We start from the raw sequence: 20118 nt of genomic DNA, 5'->3' as shown, positions 1-20118 counted from the left end.
GGCGTTTTTTTGTGTTCAATAAAAGTCATGTTGTAAGGAAAGGTTGATGATCACAGCCACTAAGGTGCACTTTTGCCATCAAGTTTGGACGCTGGAAAGTCAGATCCAATTTCTCTCTCAAACCGAACAATATTGTGACGTCGTCGTCGCAGAGACGCCTTTTCATCCTGTTAGCCATATCTGGCCGGATCATCCAGCAGATAAAGGCATATTGTCGGCAATTGGTGTTGATTATGAGGTTATCGATTGTCTAGTTGGTGCAGTTGAAGTGGCCACTGGCGTTCTTTACGTTGCAGAGTCGATTCCGGTTAAGCGTGATACTGAAGGTTGGGTATTTGTCGTCGTTCATCGTATTGCAAAGGATGCCAAGCTGACCGCGAAGCAAAGCGTGACTCTACAAGTAGACAAGCAATATCAACAAAGCCTGAGCCGAGGACACAGCGCCGGTCATATTGCCTCACTCGCCCTGAACAAAGTATTGGCGTTAGCCTATTGGCGAAAAGATGCCGATCGAAAGGACGGCTTAGGACACTATGATTTTAATAGTTATGCTCAAGAGCAGAGCTTTGTATCGCCAAATCGCTGTTTTGACAACTATCGACTGGGTAAAACGCTGCGAAAGCGTGGCTTGAATACCGCACAAGTGTTGGAAGAGATCGCGGATATTGAAACTAAGGTTAATCAGCAGCTGCAAGATTGGCTAAGCGTACCAAGTGATGTAAAGATGAGGCTTGAGGGGCCATATTTGACCAGTTCTCGTTACTGGCATTGTCATTTGGGCGGTGTAGACGTTGTCATGCCTTGCGGTGGAACCCACATTTCGTCGACAAAAGCGTTTTCAAGAGTCAACGTCGTGCTTCGTGCTATCGATGGGAGTTATATCGAAATGCACACCGATGTAATTCAATAATGGCAAATGCGATCTTTTTATGAAATTCTTGTTTGGTCGGTTTTTTGTTTTTATTGTGGAATTTTATGCCGCCCAAAATCGAAATGCAGGATATGTAACTTATGCTTTCGGTGTGTGGTTATATAAATGTTCTTTTTTAAGCAGATCGCTGATCAAGCTGGCTTTTGAAGATGATCATATAAAGATCGTTTTCACGGGATCACCTTGTTCGGTGTATGTAAGGCTTTAAAGGTTAAATTACGTTCAAATATTCTTTTGGTCAATAGTTCATCTATCTGTCCCCTGTGTTAGTATGTGCTCGAAGCGCATAATAAACAGTCTGCTACCCGCTTTGCGAGAGTGATAAAGCAGTAAACAAAAAGACGCGAACTATGAACAAAGACTTGCTGATCGATGCCCATAAGGGCATGAATAACTTATTAAAGGATCTCGCACTGGGACTTCCCCAATCCCAGTTAGTGTCAAGGATAGTCAAGCTGACAGAACGCTTATTTCCGGACAAACGAGTATCAATTTTATCAATGGATGAAGAAACACATTGTTTGCACACTGTGGCAGCGCCCAATCTGCCTATTGTGTACACTCAGGCGATCGATGGTCTCGCCATTGGTGAACAGGTTGGATCCTGTGGCGCCGCCGCTTTTCTGAAGCGCTCAGTGATCGTTGATGATGTGACGCAACATCGTAACTGGCAGCCGTATATAGAGTTGGCGGATTCTGCCGACATTCGAGCCTGTTGGTCGGTCCCCGTCATTTCCACGCAGCAACAATGCTTAGGGACTTTTGCTCTCTATAGTAATAGCGCAGCGACACCGGAAGCCATTGAGGTTGAAATGTTAGAATCACTGGCCGCAGTGTATTCGGTGGCACTTGAGAAGTATGCACTTGAAGATAAGCTTACTTTCCAAGCCCAAATGGATCCTCTCACACACTGTTTAAATCGACGTGAGCTCCTTGAGAGAGTCGAGAAGAGTCATTGCTTTGACGGTAATATACTTGGCTGCTTTTTTGTCGACATTGATAAGTTTAAACACGTGAACGACGAATATGGTCATTACTTTGGTGACAAAGTACTTAAAGCGGTGGCGAAAGAGCTCAAGGAGATACTACCAACTCAAGCGGTACTCGGCCGTTATGGTGGTGATGAGTTTTTGGCGTTTTGTTGTTTTCCAAGCGAAGAGGAGGCTCGAGAGTTCTATGAGACTCTGAGTAGCGAATTGAATAAGCCAGTGACATTAGAGGAGACTAATATCTCTGTTAGCGTTGGATTTGCTACCAAAGAGTGTTGCTCTGATTTGCCGATGGACAAGTTGATCCGTAAAGCGGACGCTGAGATGTACAAAGTTAAACGACGCAATCGACGCACCGTGCCAATGACAACGTATTCTCAGATGCTTGCTTCTTAGCACTAGGTTCGCCTGTCTGTAGTATCTGGACGGAGCAAAGACTGAAAGGTGACTTTGATTCGCATCAATGCGGATTCTGCAATGAAAATCGTATGATACTAATATTAAATATTGCTAATATAGGTTTGAGTCATGACAAATCCACAAAATAGCTGTCCGGCTTGTCATCAAGAATTAGATTGGGATGGTCAGTACCACTGTAGTGACTGTCAACGCCACTATAAGAAGATCGGCTTTTGTCCCGATTGCGACGCGGAGTTAGAGAAGTTACAGGCGTGCGGCTCTGCAAGCTACTTTTGTAATAGCTGCAATGAGCTCAAGTCAAAGTCCCGAGTGAAATTTGCCTTTGAGACTGTTGACTAGGCAAGTCTGGCCAGATTAGCCGTTATCCCGTGTACGAATAACCTGAGACTCGATAACACCGTTATCGAGTTTCGTCGTTATGGTACTACCGACTTCGACAGAGTGGGCATTGGTGATCACTTGGCCATTACCGTCCTGAGTAATCGAATAGCCGCGCTGTAGCGTCGCGAGTGGGCTGACGGTATCCAGTTTTCCTGCCGTTACAGCAAACTGATGCTTGGCGGTATCGAGCTGTTTTTGTATCGCTTGTTTAAGCCGCGTTTGTAACTGTGTTAATCGATTCGATTGTTTTTCTAATTGACGATCTGGAGAGAGTGCCATCAATCGATGCTGCTTGTTGTTAAGACGCAGAGCTTCTTGCGATAGGCGCTGTTTCATTGCTGCACTAAAACGGTATTCAAACTCATCAAGAAGTTGGCTCTGTCTTTGCAGCTGATGTTTTGGGTGATGACTGTTTAACGCTTGTGTCAGTTCAGAAAATTGCTGTTTTTGCTGAGCAAGGTAAATCTGCATAGTATTACGCAGCCTTTGCTCTCGACTCTTTAGTGACTCATGTTTGTGTGACGTGTCATTACTGACTAGCTCTGCTGCCGCGCTTGGGGTTGGTGCACGAACATCGGCAACATAATCGGCAATCGTGACATCAATTTCGTGCCCGACTGCACTAATAATGGGGATTTGACTTGCAGCGATGGTTCTCGCCACGATTTCGTGGTTGAAGCACCATAAATCTTCCAGTGAGCCACCACCTCGACCGACAATCAATACATCACACTCGTTACGACTGTTGGCGCGGCCAATAGCTTGAGCGATCTCAATCGCTGCCATATCACCTTGCACAGTTGTTGGGTAGATAACGACTGGGAGGGATGGATCGCGCCTTTTTAGTACATCAAGAATATCGAACAGTGCGGCACCAGTTTTAGAGGTGATGATACCTACGCGTTTAGGATGTGAAGGCAGAGGCTTTTTCAGTGACTGTGAGAATAATCCCTCAGCCGCCAGCGACATCTTCAGCTTCTCAAATTCTTGCTGCAGTCTGCCATCACCTTCCGGCTGCATCGACTCAATGATCAGTTGGTAGTCGCCACGTGGCTCATACAAAGAGAGACGTGCTTTCACCAAAACTTGATTGCCATTGGTAGGCTTAAAGGTGACACGACGATTGTTGCCACGGAACATAGCGCACTTAACTTGAGCGCGTGAGTCTTTTAGCGTGAGGTACCAGTGACCAGAGACAGGTGCAGAAAAGTTAGAGATTTCACCGACTAACCATACAATTCCCATTTCATTTTCTAGTAATAAACGTACTTCGGAATTCAGACGAGAAACCGTGTAAATGTTCTGATTAGGAGAAGTTGACTGAGAAGTAGATCGCGGGGATAGGGACACAGCTAATCTCAAAGGCGTGAGTATGGAAATTAGCGGCAATATAATACATATCAAGGGGGTAATTGCAAATAAAAAATAGAAAAATGTGTAGCCAAGCGATTTCGTCGGGCGTATAATCCCACCGCAATATCTAATCCAAATCACCTTATTATGCGAAACGATAAGGGCGGATTTTTTCTTTAAACTCCTCTATTGTGAGATATTGCAAATGCTAAGAATTGCCAAAGAAGCGCTGACGTTCGATGATGTACTACTCGTTCCAGCTCACTCCACCGTTCTCCCAAACACAGCTGATCTTCGCACTCGGCTGACCAAGAATATCACTCTGAATATTCCAATGATCTCTGCGTCTATGGACACAGTGACAGAAGCGCGTCTTGCGATCGCGCTAGCCCAAGAAGGTGGCATTGGCTTTATCCACAAGAACATGTCTATCGAGCAACAAGCTGAGCAGGTTCGTCTAGTTAAAATCTTTGAAGCAGGTGTGGTGACTAACCCAGTAACGGTTAGCCCAGACGCATCTATCGCTGATGTGGTTGCACTGACTGACAAGCATGGCTTTGCAGGTTTCCCTGTTGTTGCTGAAAACAACGAGCTTGTAGGCATCATCACCGGTCGTGATGTTCGCTTTGTTACTGACCTTTCTAAGAAAGTAGAAGCAGTAATGACGCCAAAAGAGCGCCTAGCCTCTGTTAAAGAAGGTGCTTCTCGTGAAGAAGTACAAGAAGAGATGCACCGTGCACGTGTTGAAAAAGTACTGGTTGTGAACGACGAGTTTCAACTAACCGGTATGATTACAGCAAAAGACTTCCACAAAGCAGAACGTAAGCCTAACGCATGTAAAGATGCGCAAGGTCGTCTCCGCGTTGGCGCTGCGGTTGGTGCTGGTGCTGGTAACGAAGAACGTGTTAAAGCGCTTGTTGAAGCAGGTGTTGACGTTCTACTTATCGACTCTTCACATGGTCACTCAGAAGGTGTTCTAAACCGTATCCGCGAAACTCGCGCAGCATACCCAGAGCTAGACATCATCGGCGGTAACGTTGCAACAGCTGCTGGTGCTAAAGCACTGATTGAAGCTGGCGTAAGCGCAGTTAAAGTGGGTATCGGCCCAGGCTCTATCTGTACAACTCGTATCGTAACCGGTGTTGGCGTTCCTCAAATCACGGCGATTTCAGACGCGGCAGCCGCTGCGGAAGAATATGGCATCCCAGTTATCGCTGATGGCGGTATCCGTTTCTCAGGTGATATCTGTAAAGCTATCGTAGCTGGCGCATCTTGTGTCATGGTTGGTTCAATGTTCGCTGGTACTGAAGAAGCACCAGGTGAAGTTATTCTTTACCAAGGCCGTTCATACAAAGCTTACCGCGGTATGGGTTCTCTTGGCGCAATGTCTCAAGGCTCTTCTGACCGTTACTTCCAATCTGACAATGCAGCAGACAAGCTAGTACCTGAAGGTATCGAAGGTCGTATCGCTTATAAAGGTCGCCTGAAAGAGATCGTTCACCAGCAAATGGGTGGTCTTCGTTCAAGCATGGGTCTAACTGGCTCTGCGACTATTGAAGACATGCGTACTAAAGCTGAATTCGTTCGCATCTCTGGTGCAGGTCTAAACGAATCTCACGTACACGATGTTCAAATCACCAAGGAAGCGCCTAACTACCGTTTGGGTTAATTAATCGTTTAGGTTAATTAACCACTTAGGTTAATAGCGATAACGTAGTGACATAAATCCTACGTAAACGTTTGCTTTTTTCCTTGAAGCAAAGATAAGAGGCGGGTAAACTCGCCTCCGTTTTCAACACTTAGCTGATAAGATTGCCCAAAATGACGAAAAATATTCATGACCAACGAATTCTGATCCTAGACTTCGGTTCTCAATATACACAACTAGTAGCACGTCGCGTTCGTGAGATCGGTGTTTACTGTGAACTATGGAGCTGGGACGTAGAAGAAGCGGATATTCGTGAATTCAACCCAGACGGTATCATCCTATCTGGTGGTCCAGAAAGCGTTACGGAAGACAACTCTCCACGCGCTCCTCAGTACGTATTTGATTCAGGTGTGCCAGTTCTTGGTGTGTGCTATGGCATGCAGACCATGGCAGAGCAGCTTGGCGGTAAAGTAGCGGGCTCTGATGAGCGTGAATTTGGCTACGCACAAGTTAAAGTATCTGGTGACTCTGCAATCTTTAAAGATCTTGAAGAAACTCAAGATGTTTGGATGAGCCACGGCGATAAAGTTGTTGAAATCCCAGCAGACTTCGTAAAAGTTGGTGAGACGGATACTTGTCCGTACGCAGCAATGGCAAACGAAGAGAAGAAATACTACGGTGTTCAGTTCCACCCAGAAGTGACACACACTAAGCAAGGCCTGCAAATGCTAGAGAACTTCGTTCTTGGCGCTTGTGGCTGTGAGCGTCTGTGGACGCCTGGCTCTATCATTGAAGACGCGGTTGCTCGCATTAAAGAACAAGTAGGCGACGATGAAGTGATTCTTGGTCTATCTGGCGGTGTTGACTCATCAGTAGTAGCGATGCTTGTTCACCGTGCTATCGGTGACAAATTGACCTGTGTATTCGTAGACAATGGTCTTCTGCGTCTAAATGAAGGCGAGCAAGTGATGGATATGTTCGGCGACAAGTTCGGTCTGAACATCATCAAAGTAGACGCAGAAGAGCGTTTCCTTACTGCACTTGAAGGCAAGTCTGATCCAGAAGAAAAGCGCAAGACAATCGGTCATGTATTCGTAGACGTATTTGACGAAGAGTCGAAGAAGCTAGAGAACGCGAAGTGGCTAGCGCAGGGTACGATCTACCCAGATGTTATTGAATCTGCAGCGTCGAAAACTGGTAAAGCACACGTCATCAAGTCTCACCACAACGTGGGCGGTCTTCCTGATGATATGGAAATGGGTCTTGTTGAGCCGCTACGCGAGCTTTTCAAAGACGAAGTGCGTAAGATCGGTCTAGAACTAGGTCTTCCATACAACATGCTTTATCGTCACCCGTTCCCAGGTCCTGGTCTAGGTGTTCGTGTTCTTGGCGAGATCAAGAAAGAGTACTGTGATCTACTGCGCCGTGCTGACGCTATCTTCATTGAAGAGCTACACAATGCAGACCTTTACCACAAGGTATCTCAAGCGTTCACTGTATTCCTACCAGTACGTTCTGTAGGTGTAATGGGCGATGGCCGTAAGTACGACTGGGTTGTTTCTCTGCGTGCTGTTGAGACTATCGACTTCATGACAGCTCACTGGGCTCACCTACCATACGACTTCCTAGGTAAGGTTTCTAACCGTATCATCAACGAAGTAGGCGGTATCTCGCGCGTGGTTTACGACATCTCTGGTAAGCCACCTGCAACTATCGAGTGGGAATAATCCTCACTTCATTAGTTAATAGCGAATAGTAAAAAACGTCACGGGTTGGAACTCGTGACGTTTTTTTGTTTCTGTACAATACCTAAAACCTGAACTAATCGACATACTTGATAGTCATTTTGATGTTTTGGATGAACAGTAATAAACACACAGCCAGCAACACGCTAGAATCTAACCCACCAGTTTCACTTCGATAGCTCGCTAAACTTAGACCCACAAGCAAAAATAAGCTATCAAGAATAATATGTCTCCATTTAACTTTACTCAGCGCCATAGTCTCTAACCTTAGTTCGCAACTTTATCTCGTTGTTCACATCTGACTCTATGTGGCGATTCGCAGAATAAATAATAGATAGAACGATTACTGATAACTTTGTACTTTTGACTGAATTAAAGTCTTTGAATAAATCGAGTACCGACTTAGCCCCTGCGACTTGCAAGAAGTTTGAGACATACTTGTGTTTTGCAAGCATTGCTTCTAACTCTTTGGAGTTTAGAGACCACAGCCCCCATTGCTTTTGCACCAAAGTTGTCGTTGCGATTTCCCCTCTCAAACAATCAGCTAATCTCTGATTTGATAGTCCGGAAATTAGTTTGAGAACGTCAGATTTTCCTGAGCGTTCCATTCTAGGGTAAAGAAGGGTGGCTAGCAGTGCTTTGACTTCATATTCGTTTCCGTGAATTGAGCACCAGCCAGGGAGATTTAGAACTTTAGCCAAAAATCGTGAACGTTCCACCGGAGATGAGGGTAGTCTATAAGGAACCCAGTGATAACTGTTGATGCTGCTGATACTTAGTTGATCCATATGCATACTTGCTTATTGATAGAGAGTTGTGACTTTACCTAAAAATAATTATGTTGAGCCTACTTTGTTTTTTCAATGCGAATGGTCTGGCGGAATCCTGTAACTAACACACAACAGAATTACAGTTAGTACCACAAGGAAATAGGTGCAAGTTGAACGTGTGATATATGCAATTAGTAAAACTTAGATTGCAAATAATGGATCTGCTCAACATTGGTATTTTGAATTAAAATTTTCCTACAAACTTTGTAACTAATTTTGAATTTAAGGCTCTTTGACAATGTCTAACAAACTCGCTAACCCAGCGCCGCTTGGCCTTATGGGTTTTGGTATGACGACCATTCTACTTAACATCCACAACGCAGGTTTCTTTCCTATTGATTCGATGATCCTGGCTATGGGTATTTTCTATGGCGGTCTAAGCCAAGTGTTTGTAGGCATGATGTGCTTTAAACGTGGTGACACATTCGGCACCACAGCTTTCACTTCGTACGGTCTATTCTGGTTAACGCTGGTGGGTATTATTGTTATGCCTTACATGGGCCTTCCAGCAAGCCCTGCGAAATTTATGGGCTGGTATCTACTGCTCTGGGGTGTGTTTACTGGTTTCATGTTCATCGGCTCACTTTGCTACCCAGTGGCTAAGCAAGTGGTATTTGGTTCATTGACCATTCTATTCTTCTTGCTTGCTGCACGTGATTTCTTCGGCAGTGAACTGATCGGTACCATCGCTGGCTTTGAAGGCATTTTCTGTGGTGCGAGCGCGATTTACTTCGCAATGGCTCAAGTACTTAACAACGAGTACGGCCGCACTATTTTGCCTATCGGTGAGAAAAAAGCGCCAGTAGCTTCAGCACACGAAGTGGCAGCATAATTTAAGTTTCATTCATTCGGGAACAGTGAATGATAAAAGGGGTAGCTAAGCTACCCCTTTTTCTTTTCTCATGATTTATTGGCTACTTCAGTCATCCCTGCGTAGGCAGGGATCTACCCAAAGCGATCGCCAAATCTAATTATGACGTCTGCGTCTGAGTCGACCCAGAATCCGCCGCCTGAGCCGCTTCAGGCTTTTTACCTGTCTTACGCTCGTATCGACCTTCCCAGTAATCTGCGTTCTTGATACCAAGAGCAACTGGGTTAAACGTATACTCTTCAACGCCTTCTTTTTGCTGCTTCTCGTAATCTTTAAGTGCAACGATAGCTGGTTTCGCGATGAAGAAGATAATCAAGATACCAACAATGTTTAGCCACGCCATGAGACCTACGCCCACATCACCCATTGCCCAAGCCATATTCGCTGTCTTTACGGTTCCATAGAATACAGAGGTAATCAGAACCAGCTTCAATAGGAACATCAGACCGCTTACCTTAAAGGTACGACGAATGTAAGCAATGTTGGTTTCTGCAATGTAGTAGTACGCCAAGATAGTGGTAAAGGCGAAGAAGAACAGTGCGAATGCAATGAACAGTTTACCCACACCTGGCATAGTGCTTTCAATTGCTAGCTGAGTGAACGCAGGGCCATTAGCGCCAACCGTTTCCGCTAGGTTTTGAACGAGGAATGTGCTCTCAGGACCGTGTACATTGTATGCGCCGGTGATAAGAATCATAAACGCCGTTGCAGAACAAACCAGCAACGTATCGATGTAGATAGAGAAAGACTGAACCAAACCTTGCTGAGCTGGGTGATCAACGTTTGCCGCTGCCGCAGCGTGAGGACCGGTACCTTGACCTGCTTCGTTAGAGTAAACGCCACGCTTAACACCCCAACCAATCGCAGCACCAAAGCCTGCCATTGGTGTGAAGGCATCACCAAGAATCATCCCCACGATACGTGGTACTTCACCGATGTTCAGAAGAATGATGACAAAGGCGATGATGATGTACGCAAGCGCCATAAATGGAACAACGATCTGCGTGAAATGTGCAATACGCTTAACACCACCAAAAATGATGAAGGCTAGAATGATAGAGATAACAGCACCAGTGAAAATTTTGGCAAAACTGATGGTACCGATCGCTGTTTCAATCATTGCGCCTGTGCCAAAGGCAGTTTCTACGGCATTACCAATACTGTTTGATTGAACGCCTGGAAGAAGCACGCCACACGCAAAGATAGTCGCAATCGCGAAGATCCACGCGTACCACTTCTGACCCATGGCTTTTTCAATATAGTAAGCAGGACCACCACGGAACTCGCCCTGGTCTTCCTCTTTATAGATTTGTGCCAGTGTAGATTCGATGTAGGCGGTCGCAGCACCGAAGAAGGCCACCATCCACATCCAGAAAACTGCACCAGGCCCACCAAAACCGATAGCCGCTGCAACGCCCGCGATGTTACCTGTACCGACACGCCCAGACAGCGAAACGGCCAGTGCTTGGAACGATGAAATCCCTTTCTCTGAGCTCTTACCTGATAGCAGTAGGCGCCACATTTCGAAGAAATGACGGACTTGTACAAATCGAGTAAGAATGGAGTAGAAAAGGCCAGCACCAAGACATAAATAAATAAGAGCGGGACTCCAGATAATCCCATTTAAAAAATCAACTAAAGACTGCATAGTTCTTCCCTGTAAAGCTTGGGATGAGGTCGAAACTCAGCGACTCATGGTCTGATTGTTCGACATCATTTGTTGATGCTCATCCTTTATCAATCGTCCTTGCTTGCACGAAAAGCATGACAAAGGTAAGCGCGAAGTGTTTGAACCTAGCAAACACGAACCGACATCCTAACTAACTTTGTTGCTAATGTTAAACGTGGTTGTAAATATTGTGTTAACGCGTGACTTTGGGCACAAAATCCGAAGTGGGGCTTGTGGATGTGATTTTTGTTTGTTAAGTGACCAGTAGAGAGATGAAAAAATGCCGACTCTAGGGTCGGCATTGAGGGTTTATTTTGTATCAAGACCTTGCTGCCAAAAGGCAATTTCCATTCTTGTTGCTGTTTTAAACACTTGTATGAGTTCGCGACCTCTTTGGCTATCTAGCTCAATCTCTTTGAGTAGTTTGTCTAAACGTTCAATACTCACCTGTACCCCTGATTGAAAATCTTCACCAGCATAAAGCTCAATCCAGCTGCGATAGGGGTTGCCTTCCAATACCGTGGTTGGTGACTCAATCAAGGCTTTACCGATGACGGCATAACCAATTGCGCAAGGGGCGAGCGCTGCATAAAGATCGACAAGCTCACCTGTCATACCCGCATCGAGTACATAACGGGTATAAGCTACGGTACCAAAGTCTTCGGTTTCAGCTTCCATGTCGGCTTCGGTGATGCCCCATTGACTGCAATAGGCGACGTGATGCCCAATCTCAGACTCAAGAAGCGCCGCAACGCTCGGCACAGCTTCCCGCATTTGCGTCAGAGTTTTCGCCTTATAGATAGCCAACGCGTAAGCACGGGCATATTGTTTTAGAAACAGAAAGTCTTGCTTGAGGTAATGCAAGTAGGCTTTCTGCTCAAGTTGACCAGTTGCTAGCTGCTGTACAAATTCATGCTCGGTATAGCCTTGCCATTCGACGCGGCAAGCATTGATAAGATCTTGGTGGTTCATAGTTGCTCCTAAAGCACCGGTACCATTGTTTGGGCAGTCGGCTTGTTAGAGATGATCTTGTGTTGGTACATAAACTCAGTGAACGCATCGTACTTGACGGCATCAATCGCTGATGGACGCAGTGCAAATCGAGTGAGTGTATCGCGCCATGCACGTTTATTAAGTTCGTTGTTGAGTGTGTCTGGCGCGTAAGCGACAAACTCGTTCCAAGAGTCCTGAGGGTGGTTAACGATGTAAGTGGTGGCTTTTTCAATCGCACGGTTAAACTTGGCAATCGCTTCTTTGTCATAGCTGTTTGCATTCGCGACAAATACCAACTCTTCATAGGTTGGAACGCCATGCTCTTCTGGGAAGAAGGCTTTTGGTTTGAAACCTTCCAGCTCTAGCTGATTAGTTTCGAAGTTTCGAAGACCGCCCCAAATCGCATCCACTTTGCCCGATGCCAATGATGACGACAGTGCCCAGCCCACATTGATGATCTGAACATCTTTATACTCGACCCCCTCAGTCTTTAGCATTGTGCCAATGGTTGCTTCCTCATTACCTGCGATAGCAATACCAATTTTTTTACCTTTGAGGTCAGCGAGAGAGTTAATCTTGCCGTTATCCAACACCATCATAGTGTTGAGCGGTGTGGCGATGAGTGTCGCGCTGCGAATAAGTGGCAGTCCGGCAGCAACGTCAATGGTTAGGCTGGTTTGGTAAGAGACCGCCATATCCACTTTGCCCGCAGCAACGAGTTTGGCTGGTGTGCTCGGATCCGCAGGCTCTTGGATGTTGACCTTAAGGCCTTGTTCCTCAAAGTAGCCGCGCTCTTTCGCAATCACAATTGGGCCATGGTTTGGGTTGACGAACCAGTCGAGCATCAGCGTGATAGACTTATCGGCTGCGTTGGCCGCGAATGTGGTCATGGCAGTGAGCAGTGCAGCCATAGCCTTCTTGGAGGTGAATGTCATGTGTTTTCCTTTTTGACTTTAGTTATTTTCCCACGGGATCAGACGCTTGAGCGCCCAGTCGGTAATAAAATAGAGAGAGACGGACACCGCCGCCAAAATGAACAGCGCAGCAAACATTTCATCAATGAGCATGCGAGCATTAGTTTGTAGCATGAGGTAGCCAAGCCCCTCGCTTGACCCCACCCACTCACCGGCAACCGCGCCAATAGGTGCAACCACAACGGCAACGCGAATGCCTGATGCAAGTACTGGCAAAGAAGCGGGGAGGCGAATATGCCAAAGCTGTCGCCAACGGTTTGCCCCCATCGTCTGCGAAAGATCTAGGTAACCAACGGGGGTATTTCTCAAGCCGTCATAACAGCAGGTGGTGACCGGAAAGAAAATGATCAGCGCCGCCATGACGACTTTAGAGGCAATTCCGTAACCCAACCAAAGCATCAAAATCGGTGCTAAGGCGAATACTGGGATGGCTTGGCTGGTGATAAGAATGGGGAGTAGCCAGCGCTTTACCGGCTGAAAAAGCAGCATTTGCAGGGCAAAGAATAGCCCCATTGAGAGACCAAGCAGAAGACCCAACAAGATTTCCTGGCTGGTCACCCAGGTATGCTTTAACAACACGTCATAGCGTTCTATGAGCTTAATAAACACAGCTTCTGGAGCGGGCAGGATGAAGCTTGGCATCTCAAAAACAACGACTATGCCCTTCCAGAGTGCCAAGATGATCACCAAGCTTATAAGTACCCGCATCATGGCACTTAAACCCTGCTTTGAGGCTTGTTTGTGGCTTCGATTAGCAATATCAGCGAGTGGCGTCATTTTAAGCCTCCCGATGTTGATTCTGTATGCGTTTTCGCTAGGTGTTCGAGTATGGACTGCTGAATCTTGGCAAACTCACCATCAATACATCGAGGGATGGCTTGTTTCGGAGGGATAATGCTATGCAGTCTGGCCGGTGCGCCGTTCATCACCAATATTTGCTCGCCTAACCGCAGCGCTTCTTGCGGATCGTGGGTGATAAGTAAAACGGTTTTGTCTTTGAGTAGAGTCGCGGCAAGCTGTTGCAACTTATGGCGTGTCACTGCATCAAGCGCGGAAAAAGGTTCATCCATCAATACCACGGGTTTGTCTTGCATTAGAGTACGAGCCAATGCAACACGCTGGCGCTGACCTCCGGATAACTCCGCAGGCCTTGCTGCTGCTTTCTTTGCAAGACCCACTTGCTCAAGCAGTAATAGCGCCTTTTGGCGTGTCACGTCATCGACTTTTTTGCCATTGAGCCTAGAGGCAAGGCACACATTATCGATCACGCTGAGCCAAGGCAACAGGAGATCTTGCTGCGCCATATAGGCGACTTGCCCAGAAAGTTCGGTCAAATTGGGTGTAAACACTGAGGCACGAAAATCGACTTTCTCGCTCAGTATTCCAGCTAAGTAGCGCAGTAGTGTCGATTTCCCGCAACCACTTGGACCGAGTATAGCGGTCCAAGTGGCGGCACTAAACTCAACGTTGAGTTCAGAGAATATCGGCGTTTCATCCCCTATATAGGTTAGGGTCGCGCCCAGTATGCGAATAGGCGTCATCGCATTAAGCGTCTTTATTCAGCGCGTAAAAGTGGTGAACGGGGCCGTGACCTTTACCAATGTCGAGTTCATCAGCGTGCGTTATCGCTTGAGTAATATAGGCCTTACCATGCTTAACGGCTTCGCTAAGCCCATGACCTTGAGCAAGAAAAGACGCGATAGCTGAGCTTAATGTGCAGCCAGTACCGTGGGTATTTTTAGTGGCAATTCGCTTGGTCTCGAAATGCTCAACATTCTCCGCAGTGATAAGTAGATCGTTGCTACTTTGCTCCGATTCTAAGTGTCCACCTTTAAGCAAGATGGCTGGTGTCTCTAAGTTACGCAAGGAATCTATCAATGCTTCCATTTGTTGCTGTGATTGAGGGACGTCAGTGCTCAGTAGAGCGGCGCCTTCCGGGAGGTTTGGCGTGATAACGGTCGCTAGCGGCAGTAGCTCCGACTTTAATGCATCAATGGCAGAACTCTCGAGTAGCAAATCGCCGCTGGTCGCGACCATAACTGGGTCTAGAACCACAAACTTAGGCTGGTACTCGCGAAGCTTTTCTGCCACGGCACCGATAATATTGGTGTCAGCAAGCATGCCGATTTTGACTGCGACAACATTGAGATCGGTGAACACGGCGTCAAGTTGCGCTTTTACAAATTCAGGGTCGATACCCAAAATACCAGTCACGCCTTGTGTATTTTGTGCCGTAAGCGCGGTAATAACAGAGCAAGCGTAAGCGCCCGTCGCTGAAATAGCTTTGATGTCTGCTTGAATGCCTGCGCCGCCGCCGGAATCGGAACCTGCGATGGTTAAGACAATTGGAGTGTTTTGAGATGTTGTCGCCATAAATGCTCCTTACTTGCGAAAGAGATCCATAGCGATTTGAAAGACACTGGTTGTAGCATCTTTGCTTTCTATAGTTCCCTACGCCAGTACTAACTGAATCAGGTTCAACGGGTCTCACCACATGGTGATCTCAGCAAAAATGCCCCCCGACTAATAAGGATGTCATTGTCATATAAGCGCAGCGATTTTTCCAGTCTTAACGAATAACAGCGCATTATTTGTGTCTCAGAACAACTTTCATTGCCCGGATGAATGCATGCGCCTGGTTGGATGTCTCTGTTGAATCTCTTTAGTGTTAATCACTTATGTGATGATCGAATTAAGAGAAAAATTCTGGGTACAGGATTAGATACTGAATGAAACTGCGTGAGACGAGTCAGTTAATTTTGAGTGGTGACTCGAAGTGAAATTTATTTTTGCGCAAAAAATAAACGCACCCGCCTATTAATAAATACCGATGTTCACACTTTGTTAACGTGTGTGAGCAGAGATACTTTTCGTCTTTCAAGGAAAGAGAATGACAATGAAAAAATTATTATTAGGCTTATCTGCTGTTGCGTTGGCAGTAAGTCAAGGCGCTGTTGCTGCTCCTGCAACACCGTCTATCGACGTCTATGGCTCAAACAATCTTCAGTTTTCTAAAATCCAGCTCGCGATGGAAACCACCTCTGGTTATAACCAGATGGTGCAGTACAAAGATGCCGCAGACATTAGCATCCAGTTCAACCAATGGAGTGGAACAACTGGCGATACATACAATATATATTTCGATGGTGTGCAAGTCGCGACCGGTTCTATCTCGGGCAGTCAAACACTGGCTAAGTTTAACTATGCACAAGGTGGTCGCTATCAAGTCGAGGTTGAAGCGTGTGATGCGACGGGTTGTTCACGCAGTGCACCTGCTGAACTTATTGTCGCGGATACAGATGGCGCACATCTACCACCGCTGACAATGAATGTGGATCCGAACAACAAAACGTTCAATACCGATCCAAATACCGTAGTCGGTACTTACTTTGTAGAGTGGGGCATCTATGGACGCAAGTTCACAGTCGACAATATCCCAGTCGATAACCTCACGCATATTATTTATGGCTTCATTCCAATTTGTGGGCCAAACGAATCGGTGAAATCCGTTGGTGGTAATAGCTTTAATGCACTAAAAACCGCTTGTCAGGGAATGCCTGATTACGAAGTCGTGATTCATGACCCTTGGGCTGCATACCAAAAAAGTTTCCCACAGGCAGGACATGAGTACAGCTCTCCAATTAAGGGGAACTATGCCATGATGATGGCGCTTAAACAGCGCAACCCGGATCTAAAAATCCTTCCTTCTATCGGTGGCTGGACCCTTTCTGACCCTTTCTACAGCTTTACTGATAAGGCCAATCGTGATGTCTTCGTTGCATCGGTGAAGCGCTTCCTACAAACGTGGAAGTTTTATGATGGTGTCGACATTGATTGGGAATACCCAGGTGGTCAAGGTGCCGCACCTGATCTTGGCGATCCATTGCGTGATGGCGATGCTTATGCAGCTTTGATGCAAGAGCTACGTATGATGCTTGACGAGTTGTCAGCGGAAACTGGGCGTACTTATGAACTGACATCGGCAGTGGGTGTGGGCTACGACAAAATTGAAGACGTGAACTACGCTGACGCGGTTCCACATATGGACTACATCTTCGCGATGACTTACGACTTCTACGGTGGTTGGAACAACGTACCTGGTCACCAAGCTGCGCTTTATTGCGGTAACTTTATGCGCCCTGGCCAGTGTGATGGCAATGGCGTAGATGCGGATGGCGTACCATACAAAGGCCCAGCTTACACAACCGACAACGGTATCCAATTGCTGCTTGCGAAAGGCGTACCAGCCAACAAACTGGTCGTCGGTGCTGCTATGTACGGTCGTGGCTGGGAGGGTGTCATGCCTGAGACTTTGACAGACCCAACCGATCCAATGACAGGTGTTGCAACAGGTAAGCTAAAAGGCTCGACGACACAAGGCGTGTGGGAAGATGGCGTAATTGACTATAAAGGTCTGAAAACGTACATGATTGGTTCAAACAATACTGGCGTTAATGGTTTTGAATATGGTTATGACGAGCTTGCTGAAGCGCCTTATGTTTGGAATCGCACGACAGGTGAGTTGGTAACCTTTGATGACCCTCGTTCAGTGATTGCCAAAGGTCAGTACGTTCGTGCACAAGGCTTTGCAGGTCTGTTCTCGTGGGAAATCGATGCTGACAATGGGGATATCCTCAATGCGATGCACGAAGGCCTAGCGGGCGGGACTCCGGTGAACCGTGCGCCAACAGCCAATGCTGGTGGCAATCAAACCGTAGTAGGACCTGCTACCGCAATCTTAGATGGTTCTGGTTCTCGTGATAGTGATGGTTCGATTGTCAGCTACGCTTGGTCGCAACCAGCGGGTCAGTCTCTCGCAGTGACTGGCGCGAATGCCGCTCAGTTAAGCGTGGATGTGGCAGAAGTGACGGTTAGCGAGCAATACAGCTTTACACTGACAGTGACCGATAACGAAGGTGCCACGGACAGTGCCACAGTTACGTTAACGGTTAATCCTACAAGCACTACACCAGTAAACACTGCGCCAGTGGCAGCTATTGCAGGCCCTACAATGGCAAATGCCAATGACGTTGTGACACTGGACGCATCAGGCTCGACTGATAAAGAAAATGATCCATTGACGTTTACTTGGGAGACGCCAGCTGGATTGGCTGTAGTCACCAATGGTGCACAAGTGAGCTTCACAGCTCCAAGTGTTAATGTCGATACCAACTATGTGCTAACGGTTGTTGTAAGTGACGGTTCTCTTACATCAAGTCAGTCACAGACTGTGACGGTTAAAGCCGATACTGTCGGGGCAACATGCGCAGCTCCTTGGGATGCAACAGCTGTTTACACTGGTGGACAAGAAGTGACGTACCAAGGTCATGTGTATTCTGCTAAGTGGTGGACGCAAGGTGATGAGCCAAGCAAATCAGGTGAATGGGGTGTGTGGAAAGATCTAGGTCCATGCTAGTAACTCGATGTTGTTAAGCCATCATAGCTCGCAAAAGGGTGTGCTGGGTTGTATGACACCTCTCCAATGCACCTAGCGAGTTGTGATGGCGCCATAGTAAAACAGCCGCTCAGTAATGAGCGGCTGTTTCTATTTTAAGTCTGCGTAGTTATGCTGACTTTTCACTCGCTGCCAGGCGATACTGAACCATGTCTTCTATCGTCAGTACGGGCATATTATGAAGCTTGCCGAAGGCAACGATTTCTGGTGCTTTCGCCATAGTGCCGTCTGGGTTGGTTACTTCACACAGGACGCCAAATGGAGATAGTCCCGCCATTTGCATAAGATCAATGGTGCCTTCAGTGTGGCCACGACGAGTCAGCACGCCACCTTGTTTCGCTCGAAGCGGGAAAACGTGACCTGGACGCGCTAGATCTTCCGGGCGAGCACCAGGCTGGCAAGCGGTTTTAATGGTTGTGACGCGATCAGCTGCAGACACGCCAGTTGTCACGCCGACTTTTGCTTCAATAGAGACAGTAAAAGCGGTTTGGTTAGCGCTGTTGTTGTTTTCGACCATAGGTGGCAAATCGAGCTGTTTGGCTTGCTCATTAGTCACGCATAGGCAAACAATGCCGCTACACTCACGGATCATCAGTGCCATCTGCTGGTTAGTGAGATGATCAACGGAATAGATGATATCGCCTTCGTTTTCACGATCTTCGTCATCGAGTAGCAATACGCCACGGCCTTCGCGAAGCGCTTGTAGCGCAAGTTCAACACGCTCTAAAGGTGTGCCAAAGTCGGCAAGAAGTGAAGTTTGGTTCTGATTCATGGTAATACTCCTAACTTTAAGTACCAGAATCAGGGCATAGATATGGGGACGCACCATCATCATTACTGACGTGGTTTATCCAAAGATAGAGCTAAAGCGATACGACAGTCATACCGCTAAAAATCGAGTTTAGACACATATAGTCTACCCACCCAATCAGCAACTGATAAGGTGACTCGATAGTCTTATCCTCTCCCATCCGGACTGTAACCGTCGGCTCTGGATTCACACCAGATCTGCTGACCCTGATACTCTGTATCAGGCGCTCGCGGGCTTATCATGATGATTTACCGCCGGTGGGGAATTTCGCCCCGCCCTGAGAATAGATGAATGTCATTTCGACCTCTAAATGGTAACGATAATTCAGTCAGTTGAAAACCATAATCTGGCTATGTGGTGTTTATGCCAGCAAAAAATCGATTGTGGCCGAATTCTTAGCTTTAATCTTCGCTAGCAAAAACTTTAGGTTTGCGTCACAGAGCAGAAGGATAAAACAGATTCGCATAACGGATTGTGAGCTACTATTCTCAAACACTCCTATAAAGACGCAGTTCGTCCAATCAAACAAGAGAATATAATGGCGCTCCATCTAGAAACTGAACGACTTATCTTAAGAGACTTCGAACTTGGTGATATTGAATCGTGGCTACAAATTACCTCGCACCCCAAGTATCAAACCTTCTATCCAAAAGAAGAATGCTCCCCAGAGTTCAATGCGCACTTATTGGAAATGTTTGTTGAGCAAGCGCATCAAGTCCCCCGCACTAAGTTTCAATTGGTGATTGAAGGCAAAGAGAGCCACCAAGTCATTGGTACTGTCGCGTTTCGTTTAGAGCCTAACGACCAAGCCTCGATTGGATTTGGTCTGGCGGTAGATAGACAAGGACGAGGGCTCGCAGTGGAAGCGATGTCGACGCTTATCGCTTATGGCCGTGAGCAGATGGGGGCACGCTGTATTTTTGCTGAGACTCGCGTCGGCAATAAAGCGGCGATTGCGGTCTGTCAGCGACTTGGTCTCCACAAAGTGAACAGTGAATCTAATGATCTCACGCAGATGAGTGTAATTCGTTTAGAGCGCTGTTATTGA

16 protein-coding genes, 1 pseudogene and 2 riboswitches are annotated in these 20118 nt (G+C 46.8%); of the genes and pseudogenes, 8 read left to right on the top strand and 9 right to left on the bottom strand.

Annotation, left to right across the window (positions count from 1 at the left end):
- Positions 1 to 43: 43 nt before the first annotated feature.
- From L4C42_RS16420 to L4C42_RS16410, 3 genes are all read left to right on the top strand, one after another.
- Positions 44 to 910 carry an alanyl-tRNA editing protein gene (locus L4C42_RS16420; protein ID WP_353497941.1) on the top strand — a complete coding sequence of 289 codons (867 nt, stop codon included), beginning with the start codon at positions 44 to 46 and terminating at the stop codon, positions 908 to 910.
- Between the two features lie 371 nt (positions 911 to 1281).
- Positions 1282 to 2316 carry a sensor domain-containing diguanylate cyclase gene (locus L4C42_RS16415; protein ID WP_418641730.1) on the top strand — a complete coding sequence of 345 codons (1035 nt, stop codon included), beginning with the start codon at positions 1282 to 1284 and terminating at the stop codon, positions 2314 to 2316.
- A 132-nt stretch (positions 2317 to 2448) separates the two neighbouring features.
- Complete coding sequence (locus L4C42_RS16410) at positions 2449 to 2679, top strand: zinc ribbon domain-containing protein (RefSeq protein ID WP_353497942.1); 231 nt, start codon at positions 2449 to 2451, stop codon at positions 2677 to 2679.
- Between the two features lie 15 nt (positions 2680 to 2694).
- Here the strand turns inward: L4C42_RS16410 and xseA are convergent, their stop codons facing one another.
- Complete coding sequence (gene xseA, locus L4C42_RS16405; RefSeq protein WP_353497943.1) at positions 2695 to 4071, bottom strand: exodeoxyribonuclease VII large subunit; 1377 nt, start codon at positions 4069 to 4071, stop codon at positions 2695 to 2697.
- 208 nt (positions 4072 to 4279) lie between these two features.
- Between xseA and guaB the strand changes: the two genes are divergently transcribed.
- Both guaB and guaA read left to right on the top strand, forming a co-directional pair.
- Positions 4280 to 5743 (top strand): IMP dehydrogenase, encoded by a 1464-nt coding sequence (gene guaB, locus L4C42_RS16400; RefSeq protein ID WP_353497944.1) that lies wholly within the window; start codon positions 4280 to 4282, stop codon positions 5741 to 5743.
- Positions 5744 to 5895: 152 nt separating this feature from the next.
- Positions 5896 to 7449: a glutamine-hydrolyzing GMP synthase gene (gene guaA, locus L4C42_RS16395; protein ID WP_418641729.1), complete on the top strand. Its 1554-nt coding sequence runs from the start codon at positions 5896 to 5898 to the stop codon at positions 7447 to 7449.
- Positions 7450 to 7709: 260 nt separating this feature from the next.
- On the opposite strand, the gene L4C42_RS16390 is transcribed toward guaA, so the two are convergent.
- The gene (locus L4C42_RS16390; RefSeq protein WP_353497946.1) at positions 7710 to 8255 is read right to left on the bottom strand and encodes a hypothetical protein; all 546 of its coding nucleotides are present in this window, start codon (positions 8253 to 8255) and stop codon (positions 7710 to 7712) included.
- 280 nt (positions 8256 to 8535) lie between these two features.
- Here L4C42_RS16390 and L4C42_RS16385 point away from each other — a divergent pair, with 280 nt between their 5' ends.
- Complete coding sequence (locus L4C42_RS16385) at positions 8536 to 9129, top strand: acetate uptake transporter (RefSeq protein WP_112460970.1); 594 nt, start codon at positions 8536 to 8538, stop codon at positions 9127 to 9129.
- A 139-nt stretch (positions 9130 to 9268) separates the two neighbouring features.
- Here the strand turns inward: L4C42_RS16385 and L4C42_RS16380 are convergent, their stop codons facing one another.
- The 6 genes and pseudogenes from L4C42_RS16380 to thiD all read right to left on the bottom strand — a co-directional run bounded on the left by L4C42_RS16380 (position 9269) and on the right by thiD (position 15177).
- Positions 9269 to 10816, bottom strand: coding sequence for an alanine/glycine:cation symporter family protein (locus L4C42_RS16380; protein ID WP_353497947.1), 1548 nt, complete (start codon positions 10814 to 10816; stop codon positions 9269 to 9271).
- A 330-nt stretch (positions 10817 to 11146) separates the two neighbouring features.
- Entirely contained in the window at positions 11147 to 11809 is a 663-nt protein-coding gene (gene tenA, locus L4C42_RS16375) for a thiaminase II (protein ID WP_353497948.1), read from the bottom strand.
- A gap of 8 nt (positions 11810 to 11817) precedes the next feature.
- Entirely contained in the window at positions 11818 to 12765 is a 948-nt protein-coding gene (locus L4C42_RS16370) for an ABC transporter substrate-binding protein (RefSeq protein ID WP_418641727.1), read from the bottom strand.
- A gap of 18 nt (positions 12766 to 12783) precedes the next feature.
- A pseudogene (locus tag L4C42_RS16365) lies at positions 12784 to 13512 on the bottom strand (ABC transporter permease); the annotation flags it as partial.
- Between the two features lie 65 nt (positions 13513 to 13577).
- Positions 13578 to 14345, bottom strand: a complete 768-nt coding sequence (locus L4C42_RS16360) for an ABC transporter ATP-binding protein (RefSeq protein ID WP_353497950.1) — start codon at positions 14343 to 14345, stop codon at positions 13578 to 13580.
- A gap of 4 nt (positions 14346 to 14349) precedes the next feature.
- On the bottom strand, positions 14350 to 15177 hold the full coding sequence (gene thiD, locus L4C42_RS16355; RefSeq protein WP_418641726.1) for a bifunctional hydroxymethylpyrimidine kinase/phosphomethylpyrimidine kinase: 828 nt from the start codon (positions 15175 to 15177) through the stop codon (positions 14350 to 14352).
- 58 nt (positions 15178 to 15235) lie between these two features.
- Positions 15236 to 15336: riboswitch (TPP riboswitch) on the bottom strand.
- A 364-nt stretch (positions 15337 to 15700) separates the two neighbouring features.
- On the opposite strand from thiD, the gene L4C42_RS16350 reads away from it, so the two are divergent.
- Positions 15701 to 18220 (top strand): glycosyl hydrolase family 18 protein, encoded by a 2520-nt coding sequence (locus L4C42_RS16350; protein ID WP_418641725.1) that lies wholly within the window; start codon positions 15701 to 15703, stop codon positions 18218 to 18220.
- Positions 18221 to 18368: 148 nt separating this feature from the next.
- Here L4C42_RS16350 and ribB read toward each other — a convergent pair whose 3' ends face one another.
- Positions 18369 to 19031, bottom strand: a complete 663-nt coding sequence (gene ribB / locus L4C42_RS16345) for a 3,4-dihydroxy-2-butanone-4-phosphate synthase (RefSeq protein ID WP_353497953.1) — start codon at positions 19029 to 19031, stop codon at positions 18369 to 18371.
- Between the two features lie 183 nt (positions 19032 to 19214).
- Positions 19215 to 19359: riboswitch (FMN riboswitch) on the bottom strand.
- Between the two features lie 249 nt (positions 19360 to 19608).
- Here ribB and L4C42_RS16340 point away from each other — a divergent pair.
- Entirely contained in the window at positions 19609 to 20118 is a 510-nt protein-coding gene (locus L4C42_RS16340) for a GNAT family N-acetyltransferase (protein WP_418641724.1), read from the top strand.

The sequence above is a fragment of the Vibrio wakamikoensis genome (assembly GCF_050337275.1).
Classification (GTDB): domain Bacteria; phylum Pseudomonadota; class Gammaproteobacteria; order Enterobacterales; family Vibrionaceae; genus Vibrio; species Vibrio chaetopteri.
Note: the sequence above shows the minus strand (reverse complement) of the source record. Positions and strands in the feature narration are given on the sequence as shown.

Coding starts and splice junctions, on each gene's coding strand:
- guaA (WP_418641729.1), top strand. CDS start 5,896: ATGACGAAAAATATTCATGACCAACGAATTCTGATCCTAGACTTCGGT.
- thiD (WP_418641726.1), bottom strand. CDS start 15,177: ATGGCGACAACATCTCAAAACACTCCAATTGTCTTAACCATCGCAGGT.
- L4C42_RS16370 (WP_418641727.1), bottom strand. CDS start 12,765: ATGACATTCACCTCCAAGAAGGCTATGGCTGCACTGCTCACTGCCATG.
- L4C42_RS16415 (WP_418641730.1), top strand. CDS start 1,282: ATGAACAAAGACTTGCTGATCGATGCCCATAAGGGCATGAATAACTTA.
- L4C42_RS16350 (WP_418641725.1), top strand. CDS start 15,701: ATGAAAAAATTATTATTAGGCTTATCTGCTGTTGCGTTGGCAGTAAGT.
- tenA (WP_353497948.1), bottom strand. CDS start 11,809: ATGAACCACCAAGATCTTATCAATGCTTGCCGCGTCGAATGGCAAGGC.
- guaB (WP_353497944.1), top strand. CDS start 4,280: ATGCTAAGAATTGCCAAAGAAGCGCTGACGTTCGATGATGTACTACTC.
- ribB (WP_353497953.1), bottom strand. CDS start 19,031: ATGAATCAGAACCAAACTTCACTTCTTGCCGACTTTGGCACACCTTTA.
- L4C42_RS16385 (WP_112460970.1), top strand. CDS start 8,536: ATGTCTAACAAACTCGCTAACCCAGCGCCGCTTGGCCTTATGGGTTTT.
- L4C42_RS16390 (WP_353497946.1), bottom strand. CDS start 8,255: ATGGATCAACTAAGTATCAGCAGCATCAACAGTTATCACTGGGTTCCT.
- L4C42_RS16360 (WP_353497950.1), bottom strand. CDS start 14,345: ATGACGCCTATTCGCATACTGGGCGCGACCCTAACCTATATAGGGGAT.
- L4C42_RS16410 (WP_353497942.1), top strand. CDS start 2,449: ATGACAAATCCACAAAATAGCTGTCCGGCTTGTCATCAAGAATTAGAT.
- L4C42_RS16340 (WP_418641724.1), top strand. CDS start 19,609: ATGGCGCTCCATCTAGAAACTGAACGACTTATCTTAAGAGACTTCGAA.
- L4C42_RS16380 (WP_353497947.1), bottom strand. CDS start 10,816: ATGCAGTCTTTAGTTGATTTTTTAAATGGGATTATCTGGAGTCCCGCT.